Here is a 24252-nt window from a genome sequence, read left to right on the forward strand (position 1 = left end):
TCTTGTCTCACCCGGACAACCGGATACCCGCCGGTAGGAGATAGCGTCTGGTGTCATGGCACGCTCTGTACTCGTCACCGGGGGCAACCGAGGCATCGGCCTCGCGATCGCCCGTGAACTCGCCGCCGCAGGCGACGCCGTCGCGGTCACCTATCGATCGGGGGAGCCTCCCGAGGGCCTGTTCGGCGTGCGCTGCGACGTCACCAGCACCGAGGACGTCGAGGCCGCCTTCGACAAGGTCGAGGCCGAGCAGGGCCCCGTCGAGGTCCTCGTCTCCAATGCGGGCATCACCAAGGACACGTTGCTGGCGATGATGAAGGAGGACACCTTCACCGACGTCATCGACGCCAACCTCACCGGCGCCTACCGCGTCGCCAAGCGCGCGATCCGGCCCATGATGAGGCTCAAGCGCGGCCGCATCGTGCTCATCTCGTCCGTCGTGGGCCTGTCGGGTCAGGCGGGCCAGGCCAACTACGCCGCGTCCAAGGCGGGCCTGGTCGGCTTCGCCCGCTCCCTGGCCCGCGAGTACGGCTCCCGCAACATCACGGTCAACGTCGTCTCGCCCGGCTTCGTCGCCACCGACATGACCTCGGGGCTCGACCAGGACAAGATCGTGGCCAACATCCCCCTCGGCCGGCAGGCTGCCCCCGAGGAGATCGCGCGCGTCGTCCGCTTCCTGGCCAGCGACGACGCCTCCTACATCACCGGGGCCGTGATCCCCGTCGACGGCGGACTTGGAATGGGGCACTGACGTGGGCATTCTCGACGGCAAGCGGATTCTCGTGACGGGCGTGCTCACCGACGCCTCGATCGCCTTCTCGGTCGCCAAGCTGGCCCAGGAGGAGGGCGCGACGGTCGTGCTGACCGGGTTCGGGCGGCTCAGCCTGGTCGAGCGCATCGCCAAACGGCTGCCGACCACGCCGCCGGTGCTGGAGCTCGACGTCCAGAACACCGAGCACCTCGACACGCTGGCCGACCGGGTCGGCGAGCACGTCGACGGCCTCGACGGCGTGGTGCACTCCATCGCCTTCGCCCCGCAGACCGCGCTCGGCGGCAACTTCCTCAACACGCCGTGGGAGGACGTCTCCACGGCGATGCAGATCTCGACCTACTCCTACAAGTCGCTGGCCGTGGCCTGCCTGCCGCTCATGAAGGAGGGCGGCGCGGTGGTCGGCCTCGACTTCGACGCCTCCAAGGCGTGGCCGGTCTACGACTGGATGGGCGTGGCCAAGGCCGGCCTGGAGTCGTGCAACCGCTACCTCGCCCGCGACCTCGGCAAGCACGGCATCCGGGTCAACCTCGTGGCGGCCGGCCCGCTGCGCACGATGGCCGCCAAGTCGATCCCGGGCTTCAAGGAGTTCGAGGACAGCTGGCCGGACCGGGCGCCCCTCGGCTGGGACCTCGCCGACACCGTGCCGGCCGCCCGCGCCTGCGTGGCGCTGATGTCCGACTGGTTCCCCGCGACCACGGGCGAGATCGTGCACGTGGACGGCGGCGTCCACGCCGTCGGCGGCTGACACCCGCCGCTTCTCGACACCCGCCGCTTCTCGACGCCAGCCGCTTCTCGACGCCAGCCGCTTTACGACGCCAGCCGCTTTACGACGCCAGCCGCTTTACGACGCCAGCCGCTTTACGACGGCCGCGGCCTTTCGATGGCCGCGGCCATCCGGCGGTCGTCGCCTTCCGACGGCCGCCGGGGCCCGCGTCAGGCGAGGCGCTGGCGGCCGCTGCCCGCGCGGGCCGGCTCGAACGGGATCGACTCGACCGGCTCGGTGCGCTGCCGCCGCTGCTGCACGATGCGCGTGGCCAGCACCGCCGCGCCGAGCAGCGCGATCGTCAGCACGGTGCCGAGCACGTCGGAGGCCGGGGGAGTGGGCCGGACCACCCGCTGGTCCCGCAGCGGCACGGTCAGCTCGCGGGCGAACGGGTTGGGCCACAGCAGGTCCACCCGGGGCTCTTCCGGATCGGCGGAGCGGGCGCTCTCCTCGCGCTTCTCACGGCCGTCGTCGCCGTCGGGCCGGGCGCGGGCGCTCCCCGTCGGTGACGCGCTCACCCCGGGGACGGCCGACGCGGTGGTCCTGCCCGGCGTCGGCGTGGTGGCCGGCTTCTTCACCGAGGGTAAGGGCGAACGGTCGCGCCGCGGCGGCGCCGAGGAGGTCGTGCCGGTCCGCGGCACGGGCTCGCCGGCGCACGCGGCCGGCGTCTCGCACTCGGCGTCCTCCCTGCCGTGGGACTTCGTCGTACGTGTGGCGTCCGGCGAGGGCGAGACGGTCTCGCCGGAGGTGTCCGGCCGGCCGGTGGGGACGGCCTCGCCCACCCGGCCGAGCACTTCGTCGGTGGTCTTCTCCACGGGTTTGGTCACCGGGTCGGTGATGCCGCCCGTGAGCGTGTCCACGGTGTCCGTGAGGGTGCCCACCACGTCGCACAGGGTGTTGGTGACCCCCGACAGCAGGCCCCCCTCCCGCGTGCAGTCCTGGGCGCCGGCTGTCGCCGCCACGGCGGGCGCCGCCCCGGGGACGGCCACCAGTGCCACCGCGAGAACTCCGGCCGAGATCGCGGTCCTGCTCCCCATCCGTCCCCTCCTGCGTCGCTTACGAGGAAAATCTTGATGGACGCCGCGCGCGGGCGCACGTTTTCGGCAGGTGAAGTTGCGATTCGGTATCGACTAGTGATACGCGAGAGAGCTTTGCGTTCCCGTCAGTCGAGTGACGACACGTCGTCCAGCGCGTCCCGGATCTCGATGGGGAGCACCACCTCCTCGGCCGGCAGCACGCCCTTGAGCTGCGCGTGCGTACGCGCCCCCACGATGGCCGCGGCCACGCCGGGCTGGTCGCGCACCCACGACAGCGCCACGGCCAGCGGCGAGACGCCGAGCCCGTCGGCGGCGGTCATCACCGCCTCCACCACCGCGCGGGAGCGCTCGTCGAGGTAGGGGCGGACGAAGTCGGCGAAGTGCGGCGTCGCGGCGCGCGAGTCGCCCGGGATGCCGGTGCGGTATTTGCCGGTCAGCACGCCCCGGCCGAGCGGCGACCAGGCCAGCACGCCGACCCCCAGGTGCGCCGCGGCGGGCAGCAGCTCGCGCTCCGGCTCGCGGGCCAGCAGGCTGTACTCGGCCTGCGCCGAGGTGATCGGGATGCGGCCGGGGATCGACTTCTGGGTGACCGCGGCGGCGGCGAGCTGCCAGCCGGTGTAGTCGCACACGCCGGCGTAGACGGCGCGGCCGGAGGAGACGATCGCGTCGAGCGCGGCCAGCGTCTCCTCCAGCGGCACCTCGTCGTCGTAGGTGTGCAGCTGCCACAGGTCGACGTAGTCGAGCCCGAGGCGGTTGAGCGAGTCGTCGACCGCGGCGATGAGGTGGCGGCGGGAGGCGTCGCGGGTGCGGCGGCCGGCGGGGGTCACCACGGCCTTGGTGGAGATCACCAGCTCCGAGCGGGGCACCGACTCGCGCAGCAGCCTGCCGAGGAGCCGCTCGGCGTCGCCGCCGGTGTAGACGTCGGCGGTGTCCACCAGCGTGCCCCCGGCGTCCAGGAACGTGCGGAGCTGGGCGGCCGCCTCGTCCGCGTCGGTGTCACGACCCCAGGTCATCGTGCCAAGCCCCAGCCGGGACACCGACAGGCCGCTGCGGCCGACATAGCGCTGCTCCATGATCCCGCCAGGTTACCGCCCGGGTGGCCGCGACGTCGTGATAGACGCCGTACGGGGCACGGACGCGCCGTCCGGGCCCGCCCGTCCCGGTGCCGGGCCGGATGCCGGTTTCGACACTGTGATCGAGGGCTGCGACACTTGCCCGGTGACCACGCTGCTGCTGGCCCGCCACGGGCTGACGGACCTCACCGGCCCGGTGCTGGCCGGCCGGACTCCTGGCGTGCGGCTGAGCGAGGCGGGGCGGGCGCAGGCCGTGGCGCTGGCCGGCCGCATCGCCGGCGTCCGGCTCGACGCGATCGTCTCCAGCCCGCTCGAACGCTGCCAGGAGACCGCCGCGGCGGTCGCCGCGGGCCGCGACCTGCCGGTGCGGACGGACGAACGCTTCATCGAGTGCGGCTACGGCGAATGGACCGGCCGGCCGCTGAAGGAGCTCGCCAAGGAGCCGCTGTGGCAGGTGGTGCAGGCCCATCCGAGCGCGGCGGCGTTCCCCGGCGGGGAGTCGGTGGCGGACATGCAGCACCGGGCCGTCGCGGCGGTGCGGGAGTGGAACCAACGCCTGGGGGAGAAGGGCGTCTACCTCGTCTGCAGCCACGGTGACGTGATCAAGTCGATCGTCGCCGACGCCCTGGGGCTGCACCTCGATCAGTTCCAGCGGATCACGGCCGATCCGGCGGCCCTCACCGTGATTCGCTACGCCCCCCTGCGTCCCTTTGTTCTCAGGCTCAACGATATGGGGGAATTGCGGCTTCCTGAGGATTCGGAGGAGAAAGACGGGGGAGAAAATCACACCGGGAGCGATGCCGCCGTCGGCGGCGGACCCGGAACCACGTAAGGTCAGGCTATGCCGGTCTTCGACTACGACCCACCAGAGAGGTTCGTCGCCGGCGCCCTGGGGCAGCCGGGCGCGCGGGTCTTCTATCTGCAGGCCAGGGCCGAGGGCAGACTGACCACGGTGGCGCTGGAGAAACTGCAGGTCGCCGCGCTCGCCGGCCGGCTCGACGAGCTCCTCGACGAGGTGCTGAGACTCAGCGGTGGCACCGCGCACGTGCCCGCCGTGGCGCCGGCCGAGCTGACCGACGACGCCCCGCTCGACGTGCCCCTGGCCGAGGACTTCCGGGTCGGCACGATGGCGCTGGCATGGGACGCCGAGCGATCGCAGGTGGTGATCGAGGCGCAGGAGGTCGTCGACGAGGACGACGTCGACGGCTCCGATCCGGCGATGCTGCGGGTGCGCATCAGCGCGGGGGCCGCGCGCGCGTTCACCAAACGGGCGCTGCAGATCGTCGCGGCGGGCCGGCCGCCGTGCCCCTTGTGCGGGCAGCCGCTCGACGCGAGCGGGCACGTCTGTGTACGCCTCAACGGATATCGCGGGGGTGAGGCGGCTTCATGACCGCTCCGGAGAGCGAACCGGCCGTCAAGCCGTCCAGTCCGCCGGGCATGAACGAGGAAGAGGCCCTCGCCCTGCTGCGCGACGGCCGGCTGGAGGTGGCGGGCCGCCTGGTCGAGGCCACCAACATGACGCTCTACTGCTCGGTCACGCTGGGCGAGCGCACGGCGGCGTGCGTCTACAAGCCGGTGCGTGGCGAGCGCCCCCTGTGGGACTTCCCCGACGGCACGCTGGCCGCCCGCGAGGTGGCCGCCTACGAGGTCTCCCGGGCCACCGGCTGGCGCATCGTGCCGCCCACCGTCTACCGCGAGGGCCCGTTCGGCCCCGGCATGTGCCAGCTCTGGATCGACACCGAGCGCGAGATCGACCTCATGCGCCTGGTCAAGAGCCGCAACCCGGTCGTACGCCGGATGGCGGTCTTCGACGCGATCGTCAACAACGCCGACCGCAAGGGCGGCCACCTGCTGCCGCTGCCCACGGGCCACGTCTACGGCGTGGACCACGGCGTGTGCTTCTCCGTCGAGGACAAACTGCGCACGGTGCTGTGGCAGTGGCGCGGCAAACCCCTTTCCCGCGAGGCCGTCGCCGTGCTGGCCAAGCTGGAGCGCGACCTGGAGTCGGGCACGCTCGGCCGGCGGCTGCGCGAGCTGCTCACGCTGGCCGAGGTGGAGGCCACCTGGCAGCGGGTGCGGCGGCTGCTCGACACCGGGGTGCATCCCTACCCGTCGGAGGGCTGGCCCGCCGTCCCCTGGCCCCCGATCTGACGCACATTTCGGCATTTACTACCCTTTGCCCATGTGCACGCTGATCGTACGGACGGGACGCCCCCTGACCCTCATGGGCGTGCGGGACGAGTTCACCGACCGCCCCTGGGAGGGGCCGGGGGAGCATTGGCCGGACTACCCGGGCGTGATCGGCGGGCGCGACCTCAAGGCCGGCGGCACCTGGCTGGCGGTCAACCCGGCGGCCCGGCGCGCCGCCGCCCTGCTCAACGGCCGTGGCAAGGCCGCCGCCGAGCGGACCAAGGTCTCGCGCGGCGATCTGGCGCTGCGGGCGGCGTACACGGGGGAGGGACCCCGCGGCGACCTGTCCCGCTACGACCCGTTCCATCTGGTCCTGGCCACGCTGGACGGGGTCCGGCTGTTCAGCTGGGACGGCGAACGCCTGACCACCGCCGACCTGCCCGACGGCACCAGCATGGTGGTCAACGAGGGCCTGGACCCCGCCAGCCCGCGCGTGCTGACGCACCTGCCGCGCTTCGAGGCAACGGAGACCTGGCGGGACCTCATCGCCGCCGAGCCGTCGGCCGACCCCGGCGCGCTCATCGTCCGGCACGAGCTGCCCGACGGGCGGATCTTCGCCTCGCTGTCGGTGATGGAGGTCGCCCTGTCGCCGGACGAGGTCACGTACGACTTCACCGACCTGACCCCGGAAACGGACGGATAGGCTCAAAGACATGAGATCGTGGTCTGCCCAGAACGTCCCCAAGCTCCCCGGTGAGAGCATTCCGCTGCGTCTCTACGACACCTCCGCCAAGCAGGTGCGGCAGACCGATCCCGGCCCCACCGCCAGGATGTACGTCTGCGGCATCACCCCCTACGACGCCACCCACCTCGGCCACGCCAACACCTACCACGCCTTCGACCTGGTGGGCCGGATGTGGCTGGACGCCGGCCACGAGGTCCACTACACCCAGAACGCCACCGACGTGGACGACCCGCTGCTGGAGCGGGCCGCCCAGACCGGCGTCGACTGGCGGGAGCTGGCCGAGCGGGAGATCGAGCTGTTCCGCGGCGACATGGAGGCCCTGCGCATCCTGCCGCCCCGCGAGTACGTCGGCGTGACCGAGGTCGTCGACCGGGTCGCCGAGTCGATCGTGCGGCTGTCGGACAAAGGCGTCACCTACGACCTCGACGGCGACGTCTACTTCAGCGTCGCCGACGCCCCCAAGTTCGGCCAGGTCTCCGGCTACGACGAGGACGAGATGACGGCGCTGTTCGCCGAGCGCGGCGGCGACCCCGACCGCCCCGGCAAGCGCCACCCGCTCGACTGGCTGCTGTGGCGCGCCGAGCGGCCGGGCGAGCCGGCCTGGGAGTCCCGGCTGGGCAGGGGACGTCCGGGCTGGCACATCGAGTGCACCGCGATCGCGCTGGACAGCCTGGGCGCGGGCTACGACGTCGCGGGCGGCGGCTCCGACCTGATCTTCCCGCACCACGAGTGCGGCGCCTCCGAGGGTCACGCGCTGACGGGGGAGTGGCCGTTCGCCAAGTTCTACACCCACGCGGGCATGGTCGCGCTGGACGGCGAGAAGATGTCGAAGTCCCGGGGCAACCTGGTCTTCGTCCGGCGGCTGCGCGCCGAGCACGACCCGATGGCGGTCCGCCTGGTGCTGCTGGCCCACCACTACCGCGCCGACTGGGAGTACGTGCCGGAGCTGACGGCCGAGGCCGAGCGCAGGCTGGCCACGTGGCGTTCGGCCGTCGCCCTGGAGTCGGGGCCGCCGGCCGAGGACCTGCTGACGCGGGTGCGCGAGCGCCTGGCCGACGACCTCGACACGCCCGGCGCGCTGGCGGCGATCGACGCCTGGGCGACGGACGCGCTTGCCGGCGGCGGCTCGGATCCCGGCGCTCCGGCCCTGGTCGCCGACCTGGCCGACGCCCTGCTCGGCGTCAACCTCCGTCCCTCCCCCTGAAGGCCCCCGCCTGAAGATCCCCGCCTGAAGACCCCCGCCTGACGGCGTCAGATGGCCCGCTCCAGCAGTTCCAGCGCGCCGAGTTCGGCGCGGAACCACTCGATGGTGCGGCGCAGCCCCTCCTCAGCCGGCACCAGCGCCCGCCAGCCCAGCCGCTCGGCGGCGAGCGTGGTGTCGGGGCGGCGCACCTTCGGGTCGTCGGCGGGCCGGTCGACGAAGGTGATCTCCGACGACGACCCGGTGAGGTCCCGGATCAGGGTGGCCAGCTCCAGCATGGTCACCTCGTCCGGGTTGCCGATGTTGACCGGACCGGCGAAGTCGCTGCGCGCCATCGCCAGGATCCCGGAGACGGTGTCCTCGACGTAGCAGATCGAGCGGGTCTGCGAGCCGTCGCCGGTGATCGTGATCGGCTCGCCCGTGAGCGACTGCCGGATGAACGTCGGGATCGCCCGCCCGTCGAACGGGCGCATGCGCGGCCCGTAGGTGTTGAAGATGCGCACGATCCCGGTGTCGGTGCCGCGCGCGTGCCGGTAGGCCGTGGTCAGCGACTCGGCGAAGCGTTTCGCCTCGTCGTACACACTGCGCGGCCCGACCGGGTTCACGTTCCCCCAGTACGTCTCCTTCTGCGGGTGCTCCAGCGGGTCGCCGTACACCTCGCTGGTGGACGCGAGGACGAACCGGGCGCCCTTCTCCCTGGCCAGGCCGAGCGCGTGCAGGGTGCCGACGCTGCCCACCCGCAGCGTCTCGATGGGATAGCGCAGGTAGTCGGCGGGCGAGGCGGCCGAGGCGAAGTGCAGCACCAGGTCCAGCCGGTCCGGCACGTGCACGAACCCGGTCAGGTCGCTCTCGACGAGCCGGAACCCGGGGCGCTCCATTAGGTGCTCGACGTTGCGCGGGCCACCGGTGAGGAAGCTGTCCATGCAGACGACCTCCGCGCCCTCCTCCAGCAGTCGCTCGCACAGGTACGAGCCGAGAAACCCGGCGCCTCCCGTGACCAGAGCCCTCATGACGTCACCTCCAGGGCAGCTTCGACGACTTCGGAAACCTCGATCTTGAGCAGGCCGGGATGCGGCCGTTCGCCGTGCGGGTCGCCGTTCTCGCCGGCCCACAGGGCCACGTGCCGCCAGCCGGGCGGCGGCCCCCACAGCGCCGGCGAGACCGGCCCGAACAGCACCACCGACGGCACGCAGAACGCGGTCGCCAGGTGCGCCACGCCGGTGTCGCCGCACACGACGAGCCGCGCCCGGCCGATCAGGTCGATCAGGTCGGCCAGCCCGGTGCGCCCGGCCAGCACCCGCTCCGGCGGCAGGGCGGCCAGCTCGGCGACCCTGCGGGCGATCGGCACCTCCTGCTCGTTGCCGGTGACCACCACGTCCTCCAGCGCCGCCGCGACCTGCGCGAAGCGCTCGGGAGGCCACCGCCGCGCCGGGAACGACGCGCCCGGATGGACGATCGCCGGGCCGCTGCGGTCGGAGATCCCGAGCGTCAGGTCGGCGGGGTCGGCCGGGATGCCGTGCCACTCCAGCAGCTCGCACCAGCGGCGTACCTCGTGCACGCCGTCGCGCCACATCGGGCCGGTGCCGTAGCTGATCAGCCGGCCCGGCCGGGTGGCCCGCAGCGCCTCGATGCTCTGCGGGCCCTTGCCGTGCAGGTTGACGGCGATGTCGGGCCGCTCGTACGGCAGCTCGTCCACCGGCACGGGCCCCGGCCCGGCGACGTGCACCTGGCCGTCCACCGCGCCGATCAGCGGCAGCAGCGGCTCCAGCGCCCGCGGCGCGGCGAGCGTCACCCGGTGGCCGGGGAACGCCTGGCGCAGGGCCCGCAGCGCGGGCACGGCCGTGAGCAGGTCGCCCAGGCCGAGCCCGCGCAGAGCCAGGAGCTCTAGGGCCATGACGTCTCCGTCGACGGACAGATCACGAGCTCTCTCACCTCGCATCCGACCGGCTGCCGCAGCGCGAACACGACCGTCTGGGCGACGTCGGCGGGGTCGTTCAGCCCGGCCTCGGGACCCGGTTTGTACTGGTCGGGACGGCCGTCGAAGAAGCTCGTGCGCATCCCGCCGGGGACGAGCAGGGTGACCCCCACCTCGCCGCGCAGCTCGACGGCCAGCGCGCGGGTGAGGCCGACGACGCCGAACTTCGAGGCCGAGTACGCCGAGGCGTCGCTCAGCGGACGCAGCCCCAGCGTCGAGGCGCAGGTGACGATCCTGCCCCGGGTGTGCTTCAGGTAGGGCAGCGCCGCCCGGATGACCGACGCCGTGCCCAGCAGGTTGACCTTGACGACCCGCTCCCAGTCGTCGGCGGGCACGTCCTCCATCCGGCCGCAGACGTCGATGCCGGCGGCGGTGACGACGCCGTCCAGGCCGCCGGCCCGCTCGGCCAGCTCGCGGACCGCCCGCTCGGCCTCGCCCCGGTCGGCGAGGTCGGCCGTGACGTGCTCGAAGCGCTGGTCCGGCGGGCGTACGTCCACGACGAGCGCCCGCCAGCCCTCCTTCTCCACGGCCTCGGCGGTCGCGAGGCCGAGTCCGGAGGCTCCCCCGGTAATCAAGATCTTCACTGGATCTCCCTGATCAGGTTGGTTGTGGAACGCCCCGGCAGCGTGCTCAGCACGACGATCTCCGCGCCGAGCCTGCCGAGGACCTCGGACTCGGGCAGGAACTCCCCCTCGTAGTCCCCGCCCTTGACCCACACGTCGGGGCGCAGCAGCGCGATGGCGCGGTCCGGGGTGTTCTCCTCGAACACCAGCACCGCGTCCACGCAGCTCAGCGCCCTCAGCACCTCGACCCGGTCGCGCACGTCCACGACGGGCCGCTGCGGGCCCTTCAGGCGGCGTACCGAGTCGTCGGAGTTGACGCAGACGACGAGCGCGTCGCCGAGCGCCCTGGCCCGCCGCAGCAGGCTCACGTGGCCCGCGTGCAGCAGGTCGAAGCAGCCGCCGGTGGCGATGAGCCGGCCCCCGTTGGCTCGGGTGAACTCGGCCACCTCCAGCGCCGTGCGCGGCCGGTCGCCGAGCTGCTGCTCGGCGACCTTGACGTTGGCGGCGCCGCCGCGCTCGACGAAGCGCGAGGCCTCGCCGACGCCGATGGTCACCGCGTCCCTGACGTCGAGGCCGTCGCGCAGCGCCAGCGCCGCGGCGCCGGCGAAGCGGTCGCCCGCGCCGCACGCGTCCCTGCCGCCGGCCTGCACCGGCGGCGGCACGTGCGCGAACGGGCCGCCCTCCACGGCGAGCGCGGCCCCGTGCGCGCCCGTCGTCACGGCCACGGCCCGCGCCCGCAGCTTGCGTACGAGCTGCCGGGCCGCCTGCTCGGGCCCCGCCCACCCGGTCGGGCACAGCGCCCGCGCCTCCGCCTCGCTCGGCGTCAGCAGCGCGCAGCCGGGCATCGGCTGCTCGCCCCGGGGATGCGGGTCCCAGACCACCGGCACGTCCGTGCCGTGCAGCAGCTCGCGCGCCATCCTGGCCACGCCCCTGCCGTAGTCGGACACGAGCACCGCGCCGGCCCGCCGTACGGCCTCCATCGCCGCGTCGGTCGGCGCGTAGCGGGCCAGGCCGTCGCCGCTGTCCAGCCTGACCAGGGTCTGCCCGCGCGAGCGGACCCTGGTCTTGCGCACCGTGCCGCCGCTCAGCGGCAGCCGGAGCAGGTCCAGCTCCTCCGACAGCAGCCCGCACAGGCGGTGCCCGTCGGGGTCCTCGCCGATGGCCGTAACCAGCACGACCTCGGCCCCGTCACGGGCGGCCAGCAGCGCGGCCAGCCCGGCCCCGCCCGGCCGCGCCAGCTCCGCGGCGACGTCCACCACGGGAACCGGCGCGTCCGGGCAGAGCCGGCCGGAGTCACCCTCCACGTCGACGTCCAGCAGCGTGTCGCCGATCACCACGAGCGGCCCCATCTAAAGTGCCTCCTCTAGCGCCTCGCACAGCAGGTGGATCATCGCCAGGTGCACCTCCTGCACGGTGGCGGTCTCCTCGGAGGGAACGACCACCGCGCCGTCGCACAGCTCGGTCAGCGGATTGGGGCCGGGGCCGGTCATGGCCCAGGCCAGCACCTCGCCCTCGCGGGCGGCGCGCGCGGCGGCCAGCACGTTGGGGCTGGAGCCGCTGGTGGACAGGCAAAGGAGCACGTCGCCGGGACGGCCGTGCGCGCGCACCTGGCGGGCGTAGACCTCCTCGGCCCCGAAGTCGTTGGCGATCGCCGTCATCGACGAGGTGTCGGCGTGCAGCGCGATCGCCGCGTACGGCTGCCGGTCGTCGCGGAAGCGGCCGACCAGCTCCGCCGACAGGTGCTGCGCCTCGGCGGCCGAGCCGCCGTTGCCGCACACCAGCAGCCGCCCGCCGCAGCCGAGCGCGCCGGCCAGCCACGCCCCCCAGGCGCGTACGACGGCGGCCTGCTCGTCGACCTTCTCCAGCGTGTCCCAGAGCTTTTTGAGATGGACGTCCATCCGCTAACCCCCCATCGCCTCTAGGCCGCACGGCCTGCCGCCGATGACCTGCGCGTAGACGGTCTCGGTGCGTTCGGCGACCCGCGGCCAGCCGTAGCGCTCGCGGGCGCGCCTGGCCCCCGCGGCGCCGACGCGGGCCCGTTCGTGCTCGTCGCCGAGCAGGTCCAGCAGGGCTCTGGCCAGCGCGCGCGGCCGGCGCGGCGGCACCAGCACGCCGCAGCCCGCCACGGTGTCGAGGTGCCCGCCGACGGCCGAGGCCACGACGGGGACGCCGCAGGCCATGGCCTCGACCGTGACCATGCCGAACGGCTCGTACCAGGGGACGGTGACCAGCACGTCGGCCGCGCGCATCAGCGCCGGGACGTGGGCGCGCGGCACGCTGCCGATCACGTGCACGCGCTCCGCCAGGCCGTAGGCGGCGGCCAGCGCGCGCAGCCGGACGGCCTCCTCGTCGTCGGGGCCGCCGCCGGCGATCACCAGCTCGGCCCCGGGCACCTGGCGCAGCGCCGCGATGACGGTGTCCACGCCCTTGCGCGGCACCATCCGGCCGATGCTGAGGATCATCCTGCCGGCGGTGCGCGGCGCCTTCGGCCCGTCGGGGCGGAAGTGCTCCAGGTCCACGCCGCAGGGCACCACCGTGATGCGCTGCTCGGGGACGCCCATCGCGCACAGCTCGCCCACCTCGTCGCCGCAGGTGGCGAGGACGGCGTCGGCGCGCTTGCCGATCTCCCGCTCGGTGTCGATCCGGTGCGCCGGGCTGGTGTCGGCCTCGCCCTGCCAGCGCCGCTTGACCGTGCCGAGGGCGTGGAACGTCTGCACCACGGGGAAGCCGTCGGCGGCCTGGAGCGCGGCCTGTCCGCTCATCCAGAAGTGCGCGTGCGCGACGTCGGGCGGGTCGATCGCCCAGCGGTCGGCGAGGAAGTCGGTGAACTCGGGCATGTACGGCGGCAGCTCGTCCTTCGGCACGTGCGCCGCCGGCCCGGCGGGGACGTACTCGACGACGACGCCGGGCGCCAGGCGTACCGAGCGGGGCTGGGACCGCGACGAGCGCCGCGTGTGGACGACGACCTGGTGGCCGCGCCCGGCCAGCGCGAGGGCGAGGGCGGCCACGTACACGTTCTGGCCGCCCGAGTCCACGCCGCCGACGGCGGCCAGCGGGTCCGCGTGCTCGGAGATGAGATCGACCTTCACTGCGTCAGCTCCCTCACTGCCTTGACCACCTGCTCACTCGTGACCTGGGACAGGCATGGGTGTCCGGGGACCGGGCAGGTGCGCGCCCTGCTGTCCCTGCAGGGCGCCTGCTGGTCGCCGAGCAGCACGGTCGGGACCCCGTACGGGGCCCACCGGGCGGCCGGGACGACGGGGGCGAACAGGCTCACGACCGGCGTGCCGACCGCCGCCGCGAGATGCGCGGGGCCGGTGTTTCCGGCCACGAGCACGCTCGCCCGCTCGATCACGGCGGCCAGCTGGGCCAGAGTGGTCGCGCCGCCGAGGTCGGCGGCGGCGTCGCCGGCGACGTAGGCGGTGAGGTCTCGTTCCGTGCCGGTCACCGCGACCCGGTGCCCGTCCTCCGTCAGCTCCCGCACGGTCTGCCGGTGCCGTTCCGCAGGCCAGTTGCGCGCGGGCGCCGAAGTCCCTGGATGCACCACGACATAAGCGCCTTTGTCGGCCTCGGCGCCGACACCGAAGAAGTGCCCGGTAATCGAGGCGATATCCGGCAGGGGGTGTTGAACAGCGAGTTTGCCGTCGTCGCCCGGTGACGGCGGGAACCCCGCCGCCCGGGCCACGGCCAGCATGCGCTCGGCCTCGGGCACGTCCACGCTCTCGTCCCACCGGTGGCGGACGTCGAGCAGCGAGCCCGGGTAGTCGTTGCTGATCGCGGCGATCCGCCCCACCCCGGCCAGCCGCAGCAGCAGCGCGAGCGGCAGCGCCGACTGGTGGAAGGAGGTGAGGATCACCGCCTCGTCGATGCCGCGCAGGCGGGCTACCAGGTCGTCCACCTGCTCGCGGCCGACCGGCGGGGGAGTGTGGTCGATCCACGGAGCCCGCCACGTGAGCACGCGGTCCACGCCGGGCAGCAGCTCGGCGGCGGCCCGGCCGTTGGGGCCGGCGAGGAAGACCACCTCGGCGGCGTGCGCGGCCACGGCCCGCACGGCCGGACCGGCCAGCAGCACGTCACCGGCGTCGTCCAGCCGGGCGACGAGCACGCGCCCCCTGCCGCCGGGCCCGCCGGCGGCTCGCAGCGTCCTGTCGCTCATCGGCGCACCTTCCATTCCCCCCGCATCCGGTGCAGGCACGCGACCGGCGGGATCACCACGCTGGTGACGGCCATCCGCCACAGCTCATCGGGTGTACGGGGACCGGGCGCGATCCTGCGCCAGGCGAACTCGGCGGTCAGCGCCGCCCAGGCGGCCCCTGCCGCCACGGCCAGGGCCGGGACCAGCCGCGCCGGGGTGCCGGGGACGAGCGGCCCCCGGACCCGCGTGGCCAGCGCGCCCAGCGCCAGCGCGGACAGCCCGGCCACGCTGGTCGCCGCGTGTGCCCGCAGCCGGCCGCGCCCGCCGCCGATCAGGTCGCGCCAGCCGGGCCCGTGCAGGCGCCGCATGAGCGCGTCATCGGCGTTGCCGCGCTGGAAGCGCACACTCGCCCAGAAGCCGTCCTGGCGGACCGGGTGCCGGGTGACGCGCGCGCCGCGCACCAGCCGGTGCCCGGCCCGCGTCACGCGCAGCGCCAGGTCGGCGTCCTCGCGGTAGGCGCGGGGGAAACGTTCGTCGAAGCCGCCGGCCTCCTCCAGCGCGGCGCGCCGGTAGGCCATGTCGGCGGTCACCCACGACGCGTCGGTGAGCCCGGCGGTGTGCCGTTCGCCGTCGGTGGGCGGCCGGTGCCGCGGCAGCGGGACGACGATCCGGCCCTGGCTGCCCGCGACGTCGCGGGGCAGGCCGGCCAGGTCCGCGCGGAGCGCTTCCGCCCAGCCCGGCTCGGGGATCACGTCGTCGTCGAGGAAGACGATCCAGGGGGTGTCCGCCGCACGCCATCCGGCGTTGCGGGCGGCCGCGGGGCCTCTTCCGCCACTGCGCACGAGGCGCACGTGGGCAGGCGGATGTTTCAGAACGGTGGGCATGCCGAACTCCCTTGAGTGGCTGCCACCGCCATCACCGACTGTACATGACGCGACGCGTTGAGTAGTAGCGGGACGGTCGTCCACCACGACGACGGGCACGCCGGAGCCGATCGCGGCGATCGTCTCGCTCAGCGTCGGCCGCCCGACGGTGGGGATCACGACGGTGATCACGAGCCGAACACCTCCCGCCGGCGTACCACGTACGGGCCGAGGACCAGCACCTCCACCGGCGCGGACCCGAAGCACTCCAGGGCGTCGCGCGGGTCGTCCACCATGGGCCGGCCGGCGGTGTTCAGGCTGGTGTTGACCAGCACCGGCAGCCCGGTGCGCCGCTCGAACTCGGTGAGCAGCCGCGCCACCAGCGGCTCGCCGTCCGGCGAGACCGTCTGGACGCGGGCGGTGCCGTCCACGTGCACGACCGCGGGGACGCGGGCCGCCCACTCCGGGCGCACGTCGTGCACGAACAGCATGTACGGCGACGGCACCGGCCCCCGCCCGAAGACGTCACGGGCCCGCGACTCCAGCACCATCGGCGCCACCGGCCTGAACTGCTCGCGTCCCTTGACGTCGTTGAGCCGCTCGGTGTTGGCCGCGTGCCCCGGGTGCGCCAGCAGCGACCGGTGGCCGAGCGCCCGCGGGCCGTACTCCGACCGGCCCTGGAACCAGGCCACGATGCGGTTCGCGGCCAGCTCGGCCGCGATCTCGGCGGCGAGGTCGGCGGGCCGCGTGTACGGCACCCGCGCCACGTCCAGCCAGGCGCCGAGTTCGTCGTCGGTGAAGTCGCGCCCCAGCGCCGCGGTGCCCATGGGCGCGGCCGGCTCGCCGTACGCCTGCGCGAGGTGCAGCGCGCCGCCGAGCGCGGTGCCGGAGTCCCCGGCCGCGGGCTGCACCCACACCTCCGTGAACGGCGTCTCCTCCAGCAGCCGCGTGTTGGCCACGCAGTTGAGCGCGACGCCCCCGGCCAGGGCGAGGCGGCGCTCGCCGGTGCGCTCGTGGAGCCAGCGCGCCAGCTCCAAGAGCACCTCCTCCAGCCGCGCCTGCACGCTGGCGGCCAGGTCGGCGTGGTCGGAGGTCCACGGGGCGCCCTTGGGCAGCGCCTTGGCGTAGACGTTCCAGTCGACCGGCTCGACGCGGAACCCGCCGTCGCCGGTCGGCCGGATCACCTCGCGCAGCGCCTCCAGGTGGCGGGGGCGGCCGTAGGAGGCCATCGCCATGACCTTGTACTCGTCGCTGGAGCGCAGGAAACCCAGGTGCTCGGTGACGTCCTCGTACATGAGGCCGAGCGAGTGCGGCAGCTCCTGCGCGGCCAGCACCTCCAGCTCGCCGTCCCGGTAGCGGCCCGCCAGGTGGGAGACGTTCTCGCCGCGGCCGTCGCACACCAGCACCGCGCAGTCGCGCCAGGGCGAGGCGAGGCCCGCCGAAGCGGCGTGCGCCACGTGGTGCGGCACGTACGTCACCTGCGCCGGGTCCAGCCCCGGCAGCGCCGTGGCGAGGAACAGCGGGGCGCGCACCGCGTACCTCGTGCGCAGGTCCTCCCAGTCGCCCTCCGGCCGCCGCACCACGAGCGACGGGTCGTAGGAGTAGGCGACCGCGTCGACGTCCTCGGGGGCGAGGCCCGCCTCGCGCAGGCACCACGCGGCGGCCTGCTCGGGGAGCTCCCAGGCGGAGAACGCCAGCGGCCGCTTGCCGTGCTTGCGGCGGCTGAAGCGTTCCTCCTCCGCCGCGGCGACGATCCGCCCGTCGGCGACGAGCGCCGCCGCCGGGTCATGGAAGATCGCGTTGATGCCGAGAAACCTCATCGTGCCTCCCCCGATGGGATGTCGAGAACCGCTACCGAGAGAAGCGGTTGTCAAACCTCGCGCAACCGTCCGAACTGCAGAAATGCCCACGAAACGCCCGCCCCAGCCTGGCGATGGTCACGCTCCGTGGTTGTTTGCCGGGATGGTCCCCGGGTAGCTGGGCGGCACGCCACGGAGGCGAGAGGTGGGTGAGAGGTGTTCGAACGACGACGTCCCGGCGCCGTGCTCTTCGACCGGGACGGGACCTTGATCAGGGACGTGCCCTACAACGGCGACCCGCGCAGGGTCGAGCCCATGCCGGGAGCCGTCGAGGCGCTCTGCCGCCTGCGCCGCGCCGACGTGCCGGTGGCCGTGGTCACCAACCAGTCCGGCGTGGCCAAGGGCCTGCTCACACCCGACGAGATGGACCAGGTGAACGCGAGGGTGGAGGAGCTGCTCGGGCCGTTCGACGCGTGGGCCATCTGCGTCCACGACGACGGCGACGGCTGCACCTGCCGCAAACCCGCGCCCGGCCTCGTGATCAGGGCGGCCGCCGTGCTCGACGTCAGCCCGCGCGAGTGCGTGGTCGTGGGCGACATCGGACGGGACATGGAGGCGGCGCGCGCCGCCGGCGCCCGCGGCATCCTCGTGCCCACCGCCGTCACCCTGCCCGAGGAGATCGACCAGGCGCCCGAGGTCGCCGGCGACCTGGCCGACGTGGTGGACCGCGTGCTCAGCGACGCCGAGGGGCCCGTGCCGGCCGTCTCCGCGCCGTGGGCCCGCGCCATGGGCTGGAGCCGCTGGTGAGGATCCTGCTCTGGCACGTGCACGGATCCTGGACCGACGCCTTCGTCCGCGGCGCGCACGACTACCTGCTGCCGCTCGTCCCCGGCCGGGGACCCGACGGACGGGGGCGGGCCGACACCTACGACTGGCCTGCCGCCGCCCGCGAGGTCCCCTGGGACCGGCTGCGCGACGAGCGCGTGGACGTCGTCGTCTGCCAGCGCCCGCACGAGCCCGCCCTGGCCAGGGAGTGGCTCGGCCGCGACGTGCCCACCGTGTACGTCGAGCACAACACCCCGGCCGGCGACGTGCCCCGCACCCGGCATCCGCTGGCCGGTCAGGACGCCGTCACACTCGTCCACGTCACCCACTTCAACGAGCTCTACTGGGACAACGGCCGCGCGCCCACCCGCGTCATCGAGCACGGCGTCCCCGACCCCGGCCCCCTCTGCACCGGCGAGCTGCCGAGGGCCGGAGTCGTGGTCAACGAGCCGGTACGGCGCACCCGCGTCGCCGGCACCGACCTGCTGCCGCGCTTCCACGAGCGCGTCCCGCTGGACGTGTTCGGGATGAAGGTCGAGGGGCTGCCGTACGGCACCTACGAGGACCTGCCGCGGCACGTCATGCACGCCGAGCTCGCCCGGCGCCGGGTCTACCTGCACCCGTACCGGTGGACCTCGCTCGGCCTGGCCCTCATCGAGGCCATGCACCTCGGCATGCCGATCGTGGCGCTGGCCGCCACCGAGGCGATCGAGGCCGTGCCGCCGGAGGCCGGGGTGCTCTCCACCAGGGTGGACGTGCTCGCCGACGCCCTGCACGCCTTCGCGCGGGATCCGGAGAGCGCCGCCCAGGCCGGAAAGGCCGCCCGCGCCGCCGCTCTGGCGCGCTACGGGCTCGACCGCTTCCTCGCCGACTGGGATCGGCTGCTCAGCGAGGTATGACCGCCTTCGGTCCGGGTAGGCGCCATGAGCATGATGATGCTCGACTGGACACGCAGGGCCGCCTGCCTCGACCAGGACCCGGAATTGTTCTTCCCGATCTCCATGGAAGGGCCGAGCCAGTCACAGGTCGAGGAGGCGAAGGCCGTCTGCCGTGGCTGCCCGGTGCGTGAGCCGTGCCTCGCGTACGCGCTCAGCACCCGCCAGGCGTACGGCGTGTGGGGCGGGACCGACCCGGAACAGCGCCGGGAGCTCAGCCCGACGGCAGCGCGGCGGCCAGAAACCGTTCCCGCTCAGCCGCTTCGAGGTGATCGCTGAACAGCACGCCGTCGAGATGGTCGGCCTCGTGCTGCAGCACCCTGGCCAGCACGCCGAGCGCCCGAAGGGTCACCGGCTTGCCGAACATGTCCCGGCCACGCGCGGTGACCATGTAGGAACGTTCCAGTGGCCACCACACTCCGGGCGCCGACAGGCACGCCTCGTCGGCGACCACCCGCCGCTCTGACAGCTCCAGCCGCGGGTTGACCAGATGGCCCGCGCGGCCGTCGTAGTCGTAGACCAGCACCCGTAGCGGCTCGCCGACCTGCGGGGCGGCCAGTCCCGCGCGGCCCGCGCCGGCCCGCATCGTCGCGGTCATCGCCTTAACCAGCCGGCGCAGCTCGCGGTCGAAGTCGCGCACCGGCTCGGCCGGCTCGCGCAGCGCCGGGTCGTCGAACGTGCGAATGGGCAGGACCGTCACCCGTGGCTCCCCGATAGGCGGCGTTGTCACGCTGAGAGCTTCCCATGATCGTCAGGTGCCAATCGCGCGGGTTCCGCCTTGTAGCACAGCGGTAACAGAAGAGACCCCGCGGCGAAACCCCCTGAAAGCAGTATCGAAGGGTGATCTCACTTGCGTCACTCGCGCCTGTGATGCCTGGCCGGGCGCTCGGGGCCCGGCCAGGCATCCACGAGTACCTGGAGGTGACGGCATGACCGCACTCCCCGTCGGCGACGGCGCTTCACCGGAGACGGCGCCGGACGCCCTGGCCGGATTCACCGTCGGCGTGACCGCGACCCGGCGGCGCGAGGAGTTCGGCGCGCTGCTGGAGCGCCGCGGCGCGCGCGTGGTCAGCGCCCCCGCCATCCGGCTGGTGCCGCTGGCCGAGGACGCCGACCTGCTCGCCGCCACCCGGCAGGCACTCGAAGCGCCGCTCGACGACGTCGTCGTCACCACCGGCGTGGGCTTTCGCGGCTGGATGGCCGCCGCCGAGGGCTGGGGCCTGTCGGCCGACCTCGGCGCGCACCTCACCCGGTCCCGCCTGCTCACCCGCGGCCCCAAGGCCAGGGGAGCGGTGCGCGCCGCCGGGCTCAACGACCACTGGACGCCCGCCACCGAGTCCTGCCAGGAGGTCAAGGAGCACCTCCTCGCCCAGGACCTGCGCGGCCGGCGCATCGCCGTCCAGCAGCACGGCGAGCCGCTCAGCGAGTTCGTGGCCGAGCTGCGCGCCGCCGGCGCCGAGGTGATCGAGATCCCGGTCTACCGGTGGCTGCCGTACCGGGACATCTCGCCGCTGCGCCGCCTCATCACCCAGACCGTCTCCGGGGCGGTGGACGCCGTCGCCTTCACCAGCGCCCCCGCCGTCCACGCCATGCTGAACACCGCCCGCGCAGAGGGCCTGGAGGACGCGCTGCTCGCCGCCTTCGGCGGGCCGGTCGTGGCCGCCTGCGTCGGCCCCGTCACCGCCGACCCGCTCACCTCGCGCGGCGTGGCCACCCTGCAGCCGGACCGCTCGCGGCTCGGCGCGCTGGCCCGCGCCCTCGCCCGCCACCTGCCCGAGCACGGCGTCACCCGGCTCGCCGCCGGAGGGCACCAGCTCGAGATCCGCGGCCACGCCGTCGTCGTGGACGGCGAGCTGCGCCCGCTGCCGCCCGCCCCGATGGCGGTGCTGAAGCGCCTGGCCGACAAGCCGGGACACGTCGTGTCCCGGGCCGACCTGCGTACCGTGCTGCCCGGCAGCCTCGCCCGCGACTCCGCCGAGCACGCCGTCGAGATGGCCGTCACCCGGCTGCGCCGGGCGCTCGGGCCGGGCGGCATCGTCGAGACCGTGGTCAAGCGCGGCTACCGGCTGGCCTGCCCGTACGAGGCGGGGATGTGACGGGACACGCGACGGGGGGCGCGGCTCCTGCACTCGTCCTGGCGGCGCACGGCACGCGCAGCGCCGCGGGGGAGGCGACCCTGGCCCTCCTGGCGGAGACGGTCAGGAGGGCGCGTCCCGGGCGGCGGGTCGAGCTGACCTATCTGGAGATCAGCTCGCCCCTGCTGGCCGACGTGCTCCCGGCCGTGCGCGGGCCGGTGGTGGTGGTCCCGCTGCTGCTGGCCGGCGGCTACCACGTCCACATCGACCTGCCGGAGATCATCGCCGCGCACCGGCCCGACGCGGTGGTGGCCGACCGGCTCGGGCCGCACCGGCTGCTGACCGGCGTGCTCGCCCGGCGGCTCGGCCGGGCGGGGCTGCGCGCCACGGACGCGGTCGTGCTCGGCGCGGCCGGCTCCTCCGACCCCGCCGGGCTGGCCGACGTGCGGGCCGCCGCCCGCATGCTCGCCGTGCGGCTGGCCAGGCCGGTCACCGCGGCCTTCGCCTCGGCGGGCTCGCCGTCCCTGGAGGAGGCCATGGAACGGCTCGCCGCGACGCCGGCCGCGCGCGTGGCGGTCGCCTCGTACGTGCTGGCTCCCGGCTTCTTCCACGACCGGCTGGTGACGGCCGCCGCCGGCCCGGTGAGCGACCCGCTGGGGGCCGACCCGGACGTGGCGGCGCTCGTCTGGCACCGCTACGACGAGGCCGTGCGGGGAGATCAGGCCGCGCGAGCCGCTCAGACGGCGGCCGGCGCGGAGGGCGCCGGCTCCAGCCGCAGCTCGCGCACCACCTCACGGGCGCTGGCCTCGCGCGACGGGCAGGTGTCCGCGCCGACGAACATCTCGACGTAGGCCCGGTGGAAGCAGCCCGCGATCAGCAGGCGGGCGGTGGCCTCCGGATCGGCGTCGGCCCGCACCCTGCCGATGCGCTGCTCGGCCGCCAGGTAGGCGGCCAGCGGCGCGGTCTCGGTCCACGGACCGAGGCCCGTGTCGCGGACGGCCTGCCGGAAGCGCACGGTGACGTTCGGCGAGGTGAACGCGGGCAATGCCGCGCTTTGTACATCTATGTAATATTGAATGCCTGCTCGTGCTATTGGGTGAAGATTGTCGGCTACGCTCCCTTTTCCGATCCGATGCGAGAGATCGTGGAGCATGCTCAGCCAGGACGGCAGCCGGTCCTGGAGCAGGGCGAGGAAATGGTCCACGGAGCCGCCGCCGCGGTCCTCCCGGAGCGAGACGGCCATCTCCAGGACGCGCCGCCTGGCGTCCTGGCTCCGCTGGTAAGGGTCTACATGGGATGTTGCCATGGCGTGCCTAACGTGCGCGGTCAGAGGAGTAGGCATCGCGGCACGAAGCCGGTCGAACGCGATTTGTTGGTATGCGTGGGATGGGTGGCTCGGATCCCAACTTAGTGCAAACTTCTACAGATCCCCGATTATTACCTGAAACCTCGAAAAAGTGTTGGATTTAAGCCCTGAGGGTTAGCTGTCAGTGTCCTCCCAGGACAGCCCACGTGTCCATGCCGGACACCAGCGCCCCTGACAACCCCAGGAACCCAACAGCCACTGTCCCGACCGGGTTCAGCGGACTGCGGGACGCCGCGACCCGTGAGCAGCCCGCCCGCGGGCGCCCCCGTCCAGGCGCGGCGGCTAGGGCGCACGCCGGCTGAGATGCCGCGCCGGCTCAGATGCCGCAGCGGGCCGGACCTCGCGGCGGCTCAGGCGCCGCGGCGGGTCGGATGTCGTGGTGGATCTGGTGGTTCTGGTGGCTCAGGTGTCGGTGTCGCGGTCGCGGCGGCGCAGGTAGCGCTCGAACTCGGCGGCGATGGCGTCGCCGCTGGCCTCCGGCAGCTCGGCGGCGTCCTTGCGCTCCTCGAGCTCCTTGACGTAGTCGGCCACCTCGGAGTCCTGCGAGGCCAGCTCGTCGACCCCGCGCTCCCAGGCCCGCGCCTCCTCGTCGAGGTCGCCGAGCGGCATGGGGATCTCCAGGACGTCCTCCAGCCGGCGCAGCAGTGCCAGCGTCGCCTTGGGGTTGGGCGGCTGGGCGACGTAGTGGGGGACCGACGCCCACAGCGAGATGGCGTCGAGCCCGGCCTGGCCGAAGGCGTGCTGCAGGACCCCGACGATGCCCGTCGGCCCTTCGTAGCGGCTCAGCTCCAGGTTGGTGGAGCGGGCCAGCCCTTCGTCGGTCGCGCCGCCCAGGATGGGGACCGGCCGGGTGTGGGGGGAGTCGTTGAGCAGCGCGCCCAGCATGACGGCCAGCTCCACGCCGAGCTCGCGGCAGACCTCGATGATGTCGGCGCAGAACGAGCGCCACCGCATGTTGGGCTCGATGCCGCGCAGCAGCACCACGTCGCGCTCGACGCCCGGAGGGCGGGCGCGCAGCAGCCGCGTGGTCGGCCAGACGATGGACTGGGTGAGCCCTTCGCTCATCTCGACCACCGGCCGCGTCACCTGGAAGTCGTAGTAGTCGTCGGGGTCGAGGGCGATGAGCGGCTCGGCCTTCCATGCCGACTCGAGGTGCGCGATGACGCCGCTGGAGGCCTCACCCGCGTCGTTCCACCCCTCGAACGCGGCAATGAGCACCGGGTCGACGAGCTCGGGGAGCCCTTCGAGCTCTATCACGGGTCGCCTCCTCTCTCCATTGTCCCGCTTAGCCTATGCGCTGAGGAGGCTCCGGCGTCACTGGTCTCCTCGCGAACCCCTTGCCCCGCACGGCCTCCCGTCACTCCCACCGGTACGGAACCCACGGCCGGTCCAGGGCCGTCTCCCTGCCCGGACCGCACAGGTGTTCGCTAAGCGCACAACCCAGAGAGCGTGACCGGGGAGGGGCGCGCGGTCAGCGCCCGCCGTCCGTCGTACGCGCGATCAACACGTCGCACGCCGCCCGGTGCAGCACCCCCGAGGGCACGGAGCCGAGCAGCCGCCCGGCGAGGCTGTTGAGCCCGCGGTTGCCCACCACCACGAGGTCGGCGCGGTGCCGCGCGGCCAGGGCGATGAGCACGTCCACGGCGTCGCCCTCCTCGGCGGCCAGCACCACGTCGGCGGCCCCGGCCGCCACCGCGTGCTCGCGCGCCGCGCGCAGCGCGTCGTCCGCGGGGGTGGAGCCGCTCACCTTGTAAGCCAGCTCGCCCAGCCGGTCGGCGGCGGACGCCCGCTCGCTCTCCCGCATCGGCAGGTACGCGCAGGCCAGGACGAGGGTCGCGCCGGACGCCGCGGCCAGGGACGCCGCCGCGGTCACGGCGCGGAAGGAGGAGGGGGAGCCGTCGGTGCCGACGAGCACGGTGCGGTAGGCCATGAGAGCCCCAATTGGACGCGAAGTTCAATTGACAACCGGCAGACTAGCGCCCGGCCGCCCGGACC

27 protein-coding genes are annotated in these 24252 nt (G+C 73.8%); 12 read left to right on the forward strand and 15 right to left on the reverse strand.

Annotation, left to right across the window (positions count from 1 at the left end):
• The first annotated feature begins 55 nt into the window (after window positions 1-55).
• Both BMW85_RS28795 and fabI read left to right on the forward strand, forming a co-directional pair.
• A complete protein-coding gene (locus BMW85_RS28795) occupies window positions 56-751 on the forward strand; it encodes a beta-ketoacyl-ACP reductase (protein ID WP_091087505.1) in 696 nt (231 codons plus the stop codon).
• A 1-nt stretch (window position 752) separates the two neighbouring features.
• Window positions 753-1517: an enoyl-ACP reductase FabI gene (gene fabI, locus BMW85_RS28800; protein WP_091087507.1), complete on the forward strand. Its 765-nt coding sequence runs from the start codon at window positions 753-755 to the stop codon at window positions 1515-1517.
• A 188-nt stretch (window positions 1518-1705) separates the two neighbouring features.
• On the opposite strand, the gene BMW85_RS28805 is transcribed toward fabI, so the two are convergent.
• Both BMW85_RS28805 and BMW85_RS28810 read right to left on the reverse strand, forming a co-directional pair.
• Window positions 1706-2572: a hypothetical protein gene (locus BMW85_RS28805; RefSeq protein ID WP_091087510.1), complete on the reverse strand. Its 867-nt coding sequence runs from the start codon at window positions 2570-2572 to the stop codon at window positions 1706-1708.
• Window positions 2573-2697: 125 nt separating this feature from the next.
• The gene (locus BMW85_RS28810) at window positions 2698-3645 is read right to left on the reverse strand and encodes an aldo/keto reductase (protein WP_091087512.1); all 948 of its coding nucleotides are present in this window, start codon (window positions 3643-3645) and stop codon (window positions 2698-2700) included.
• Window positions 3646-3790: 145 nt separating this feature from the next.
• On the opposite strand from BMW85_RS28810, the gene BMW85_RS28815 reads away from it, so the two are divergent.
• The 5 genes from BMW85_RS28815 to mshC are packed head-to-tail and all read left to right on the forward strand — an operon-like array spanning window position 3791 to window position 7724.
• Complete coding sequence (locus BMW85_RS28815) at window positions 3791-4477, forward strand: histidine phosphatase family protein (protein WP_091087514.1); 687 nt, start codon at window positions 3791-3793, stop codon at window positions 4475-4477.
• Window positions 4478-4486: 9 nt separating this feature from the next.
• Complete coding sequence (locus BMW85_RS28820; RefSeq protein WP_091087517.1) at window positions 4487-5035, forward strand: DUF3090 domain-containing protein; 549 nt, start codon at window positions 4487-4489, stop codon at window positions 5033-5035.
• A complete protein-coding gene (locus BMW85_RS28825) occupies window positions 5032-5796 on the forward strand; it encodes an SCO1664 family protein (protein WP_091087519.1) in 765 nt (254 codons plus the stop codon). Before BMW85_RS28820 ends, BMW85_RS28825 begins: the two co-directional genes overlap by 4 nt.
• Window positions 5797-5827: 31 nt before the next feature.
• Window positions 5828-6478 carry an NRDE family protein gene (locus BMW85_RS28830; RefSeq protein WP_091087522.1) on the forward strand — a complete coding sequence of 217 codons (651 nt, stop codon included), beginning with the start codon at window positions 5828-5830 and terminating at the stop codon, window positions 6476-6478.
• A gap of 10 nt (window positions 6479-6488) precedes the next feature.
• A complete protein-coding gene (gene mshC / locus BMW85_RS28835) occupies window positions 6489-7724 on the forward strand; it encodes a cysteine--1-D-myo-inosityl 2-amino-2-deoxy-alpha-D-glucopyranoside ligase (RefSeq protein ID WP_091087524.1) in 1236 nt (411 codons plus the stop codon).
• A gap of 47 nt (window positions 7725-7771) precedes the next feature.
• Here mshC and BMW85_RS28840 read toward each other — a convergent pair whose 3' ends face one another.
• From BMW85_RS28840 to BMW85_RS28880, 9 genes are read right to left on the reverse strand one after another with little or no spacing between them, the layout of a single operon-like run.
• Window positions 7772-8731 (reverse strand): UDP-glucuronic acid decarboxylase family protein, encoded by a 960-nt coding sequence (locus BMW85_RS28840; RefSeq protein ID WP_091087527.1) that lies wholly within the window; start codon window positions 8729-8731, stop codon window positions 7772-7774.
• Window positions 8728-9615 (reverse strand): glycosyltransferase family 9 protein, encoded by an 888-nt coding sequence (locus BMW85_RS28845; RefSeq protein ID WP_091087529.1) that lies wholly within the window; start codon window positions 9613-9615, stop codon window positions 8728-8730. Before BMW85_RS28845 ends, BMW85_RS28840 begins: the two co-directional genes overlap by 4 nt.
• A complete protein-coding gene (locus BMW85_RS28850; RefSeq protein WP_091087532.1) occupies window positions 9606-10280 on the reverse strand; it encodes an SDR family oxidoreductase in 675 nt (224 codons plus the stop codon). The genes BMW85_RS28845 and BMW85_RS28850 overlap by 10 nt, the downstream gene beginning before the upstream one ends.
• A complete protein-coding gene (locus BMW85_RS28855; RefSeq protein ID WP_091087535.1) occupies window positions 10277-11608 on the reverse strand; it encodes a PfkB family carbohydrate kinase in 1332 nt (443 codons plus the stop codon). Before BMW85_RS28855 ends, BMW85_RS28850 begins: the two co-directional genes overlap by 4 nt.
• On the reverse strand, window positions 11609-12157 hold the full coding sequence (locus tag BMW85_RS28860) for a D-sedoheptulose-7-phosphate isomerase (protein ID WP_091087538.1): 549 nt from the start codon (window positions 12155-12157) through the stop codon (window positions 11609-11611). It abuts the gene before it with no gap.
• Between the two features lie 3 nt (window positions 12158-12160).
• Window positions 12161-13348, reverse strand: coding sequence for a glycosyltransferase (locus tag BMW85_RS28865; RefSeq protein WP_091087541.1), 1188 nt, complete (start codon window positions 13346-13348; stop codon window positions 12161-12163).
• Window positions 13345-14415 (reverse strand): glycosyltransferase family 9 protein, encoded by a 1071-nt coding sequence (locus BMW85_RS28870; protein WP_091087543.1) that lies wholly within the window; start codon window positions 14413-14415, stop codon window positions 13345-13347. Before BMW85_RS28870 ends, BMW85_RS28865 begins: the two co-directional genes overlap by 4 nt.
• Window positions 14412-15449: a glycosyltransferase family 2 protein gene (locus tag BMW85_RS28875; RefSeq protein ID WP_091087545.1), complete on the reverse strand. Its 1038-nt coding sequence runs from the start codon at window positions 15447-15449 to the stop codon at window positions 14412-14414. The genes BMW85_RS28870 and BMW85_RS28875 overlap by 4 nt, the downstream gene beginning before the upstream one ends.
• Window positions 15446-17077, reverse strand: a complete 1632-nt coding sequence (locus tag BMW85_RS28880; protein ID WP_091087547.1) for a carbamoyltransferase family protein — start codon at window positions 17075-17077, stop codon at window positions 15446-15448. The genes BMW85_RS28875 and BMW85_RS28880 overlap by 4 nt, the downstream gene beginning before the upstream one ends.
• 195 nt (window positions 17078-17272) lie before the next feature.
• Here BMW85_RS28880 and BMW85_RS28885 point away from each other — a divergent pair, with 195 nt between their 5' ends.
• Genes BMW85_RS28885 through BMW85_RS28895 form a run of 3 tightly spaced genes read left to right on the forward strand, consistent with a single transcriptional unit; the run spans window position 17273 to window position 19095 of the window.
• Window positions 17273-17863 carry a D-glycero-alpha-D-manno-heptose-1,7-bisphosphate 7-phosphatase gene (locus BMW85_RS28885; protein WP_342743447.1) on the forward strand — a complete coding sequence of 197 codons (591 nt, stop codon included), beginning with the start codon at window positions 17273-17275 and terminating at the stop codon, window positions 17861-17863.
• Entirely contained in the window at window positions 17860-18780 is a 921-nt protein-coding gene (locus tag BMW85_RS28890) for a glycosyltransferase (protein ID WP_091087779.1), read from the forward strand. Before BMW85_RS28885 ends, BMW85_RS28890 begins: the two co-directional genes overlap by 4 nt.
• A 36-nt stretch (window positions 18781-18816) precedes the next feature.
• Entirely contained in the window at window positions 18817-19095 is a 279-nt protein-coding gene (locus tag BMW85_RS28895; RefSeq protein ID WP_371247568.1) for a WhiB family transcriptional regulator, read from the forward strand.
• On the opposite strand, the gene def is transcribed toward BMW85_RS28895, so the two are convergent.
• Entirely contained in the window at window positions 19031-19516 is a 486-nt protein-coding gene (def, locus tag BMW85_RS28900; protein ID WP_091087552.1) for a peptide deformylase, read from the reverse strand. The two genes, BMW85_RS28895 and def, sit on opposite strands and share 65 nt — an antisense overlap.
• Window positions 19517-19745: 229 nt before the next feature.
• On the opposite strand from def, the gene BMW85_RS28905 reads away from it, so the two are divergent.
• A complete protein-coding gene (locus BMW85_RS28905; protein ID WP_091087554.1) occupies window positions 19746-20912 on the forward strand; it encodes a uroporphyrinogen-III synthase in 1167 nt (388 codons plus the stop codon).
• On the forward strand, window positions 20909-21742 hold the full coding sequence (locus BMW85_RS28910) for a sirohydrochlorin chelatase (RefSeq protein ID WP_091087557.1): 834 nt from the start codon (window positions 20909-20911) through the stop codon (window positions 21740-21742). The genes BMW85_RS28905 and BMW85_RS28910 overlap by 4 nt, the downstream gene beginning before the upstream one ends.
• Here the strand turns inward: BMW85_RS28910 and BMW85_RS48680 are convergent.
• The 3 genes from BMW85_RS48680 to BMW85_RS28920 all read right to left on the reverse strand — a co-directional run bounded on the left by BMW85_RS48680 (window position 21628) and on the right by BMW85_RS28920 (window position 24187).
• Window positions 21628-21936 (reverse strand): TetR/AcrR family transcriptional regulator C-terminal domain-containing protein, encoded by a 309-nt coding sequence (locus BMW85_RS48680; protein ID WP_143082428.1) that lies wholly within the window; start codon window positions 21934-21936, stop codon window positions 21628-21630. The genes BMW85_RS28910 and BMW85_RS48680 overlap by 115 nt on opposite strands.
• Before the next feature lie 723 nt (window positions 21937-22659).
• Complete coding sequence (locus BMW85_RS28915; protein WP_091087559.1) at window positions 22660-23514, reverse strand: PAC2 family protein; 855 nt, start codon at window positions 23512-23514, stop codon at window positions 22660-22662.
• Between the two features lie 214 nt (window positions 23515-23728).
• Complete coding sequence (locus BMW85_RS28920) at window positions 23729-24187, reverse strand: universal stress protein (protein ID WP_091087562.1); 459 nt, start codon at window positions 24185-24187, stop codon at window positions 23729-23731.
• Window positions 24188-24252 lie beyond the last annotated feature (65 nt).

Origin of the sequence: Nonomuraea wenchangensis, assembly GCF_900111685.1 — a bacterium.
Classification (GTDB): domain Bacteria; phylum Actinomycetota; class Actinomycetes; order Streptosporangiales; family Streptosporangiaceae; genus Nonomuraea; species Nonomuraea wenchangensis.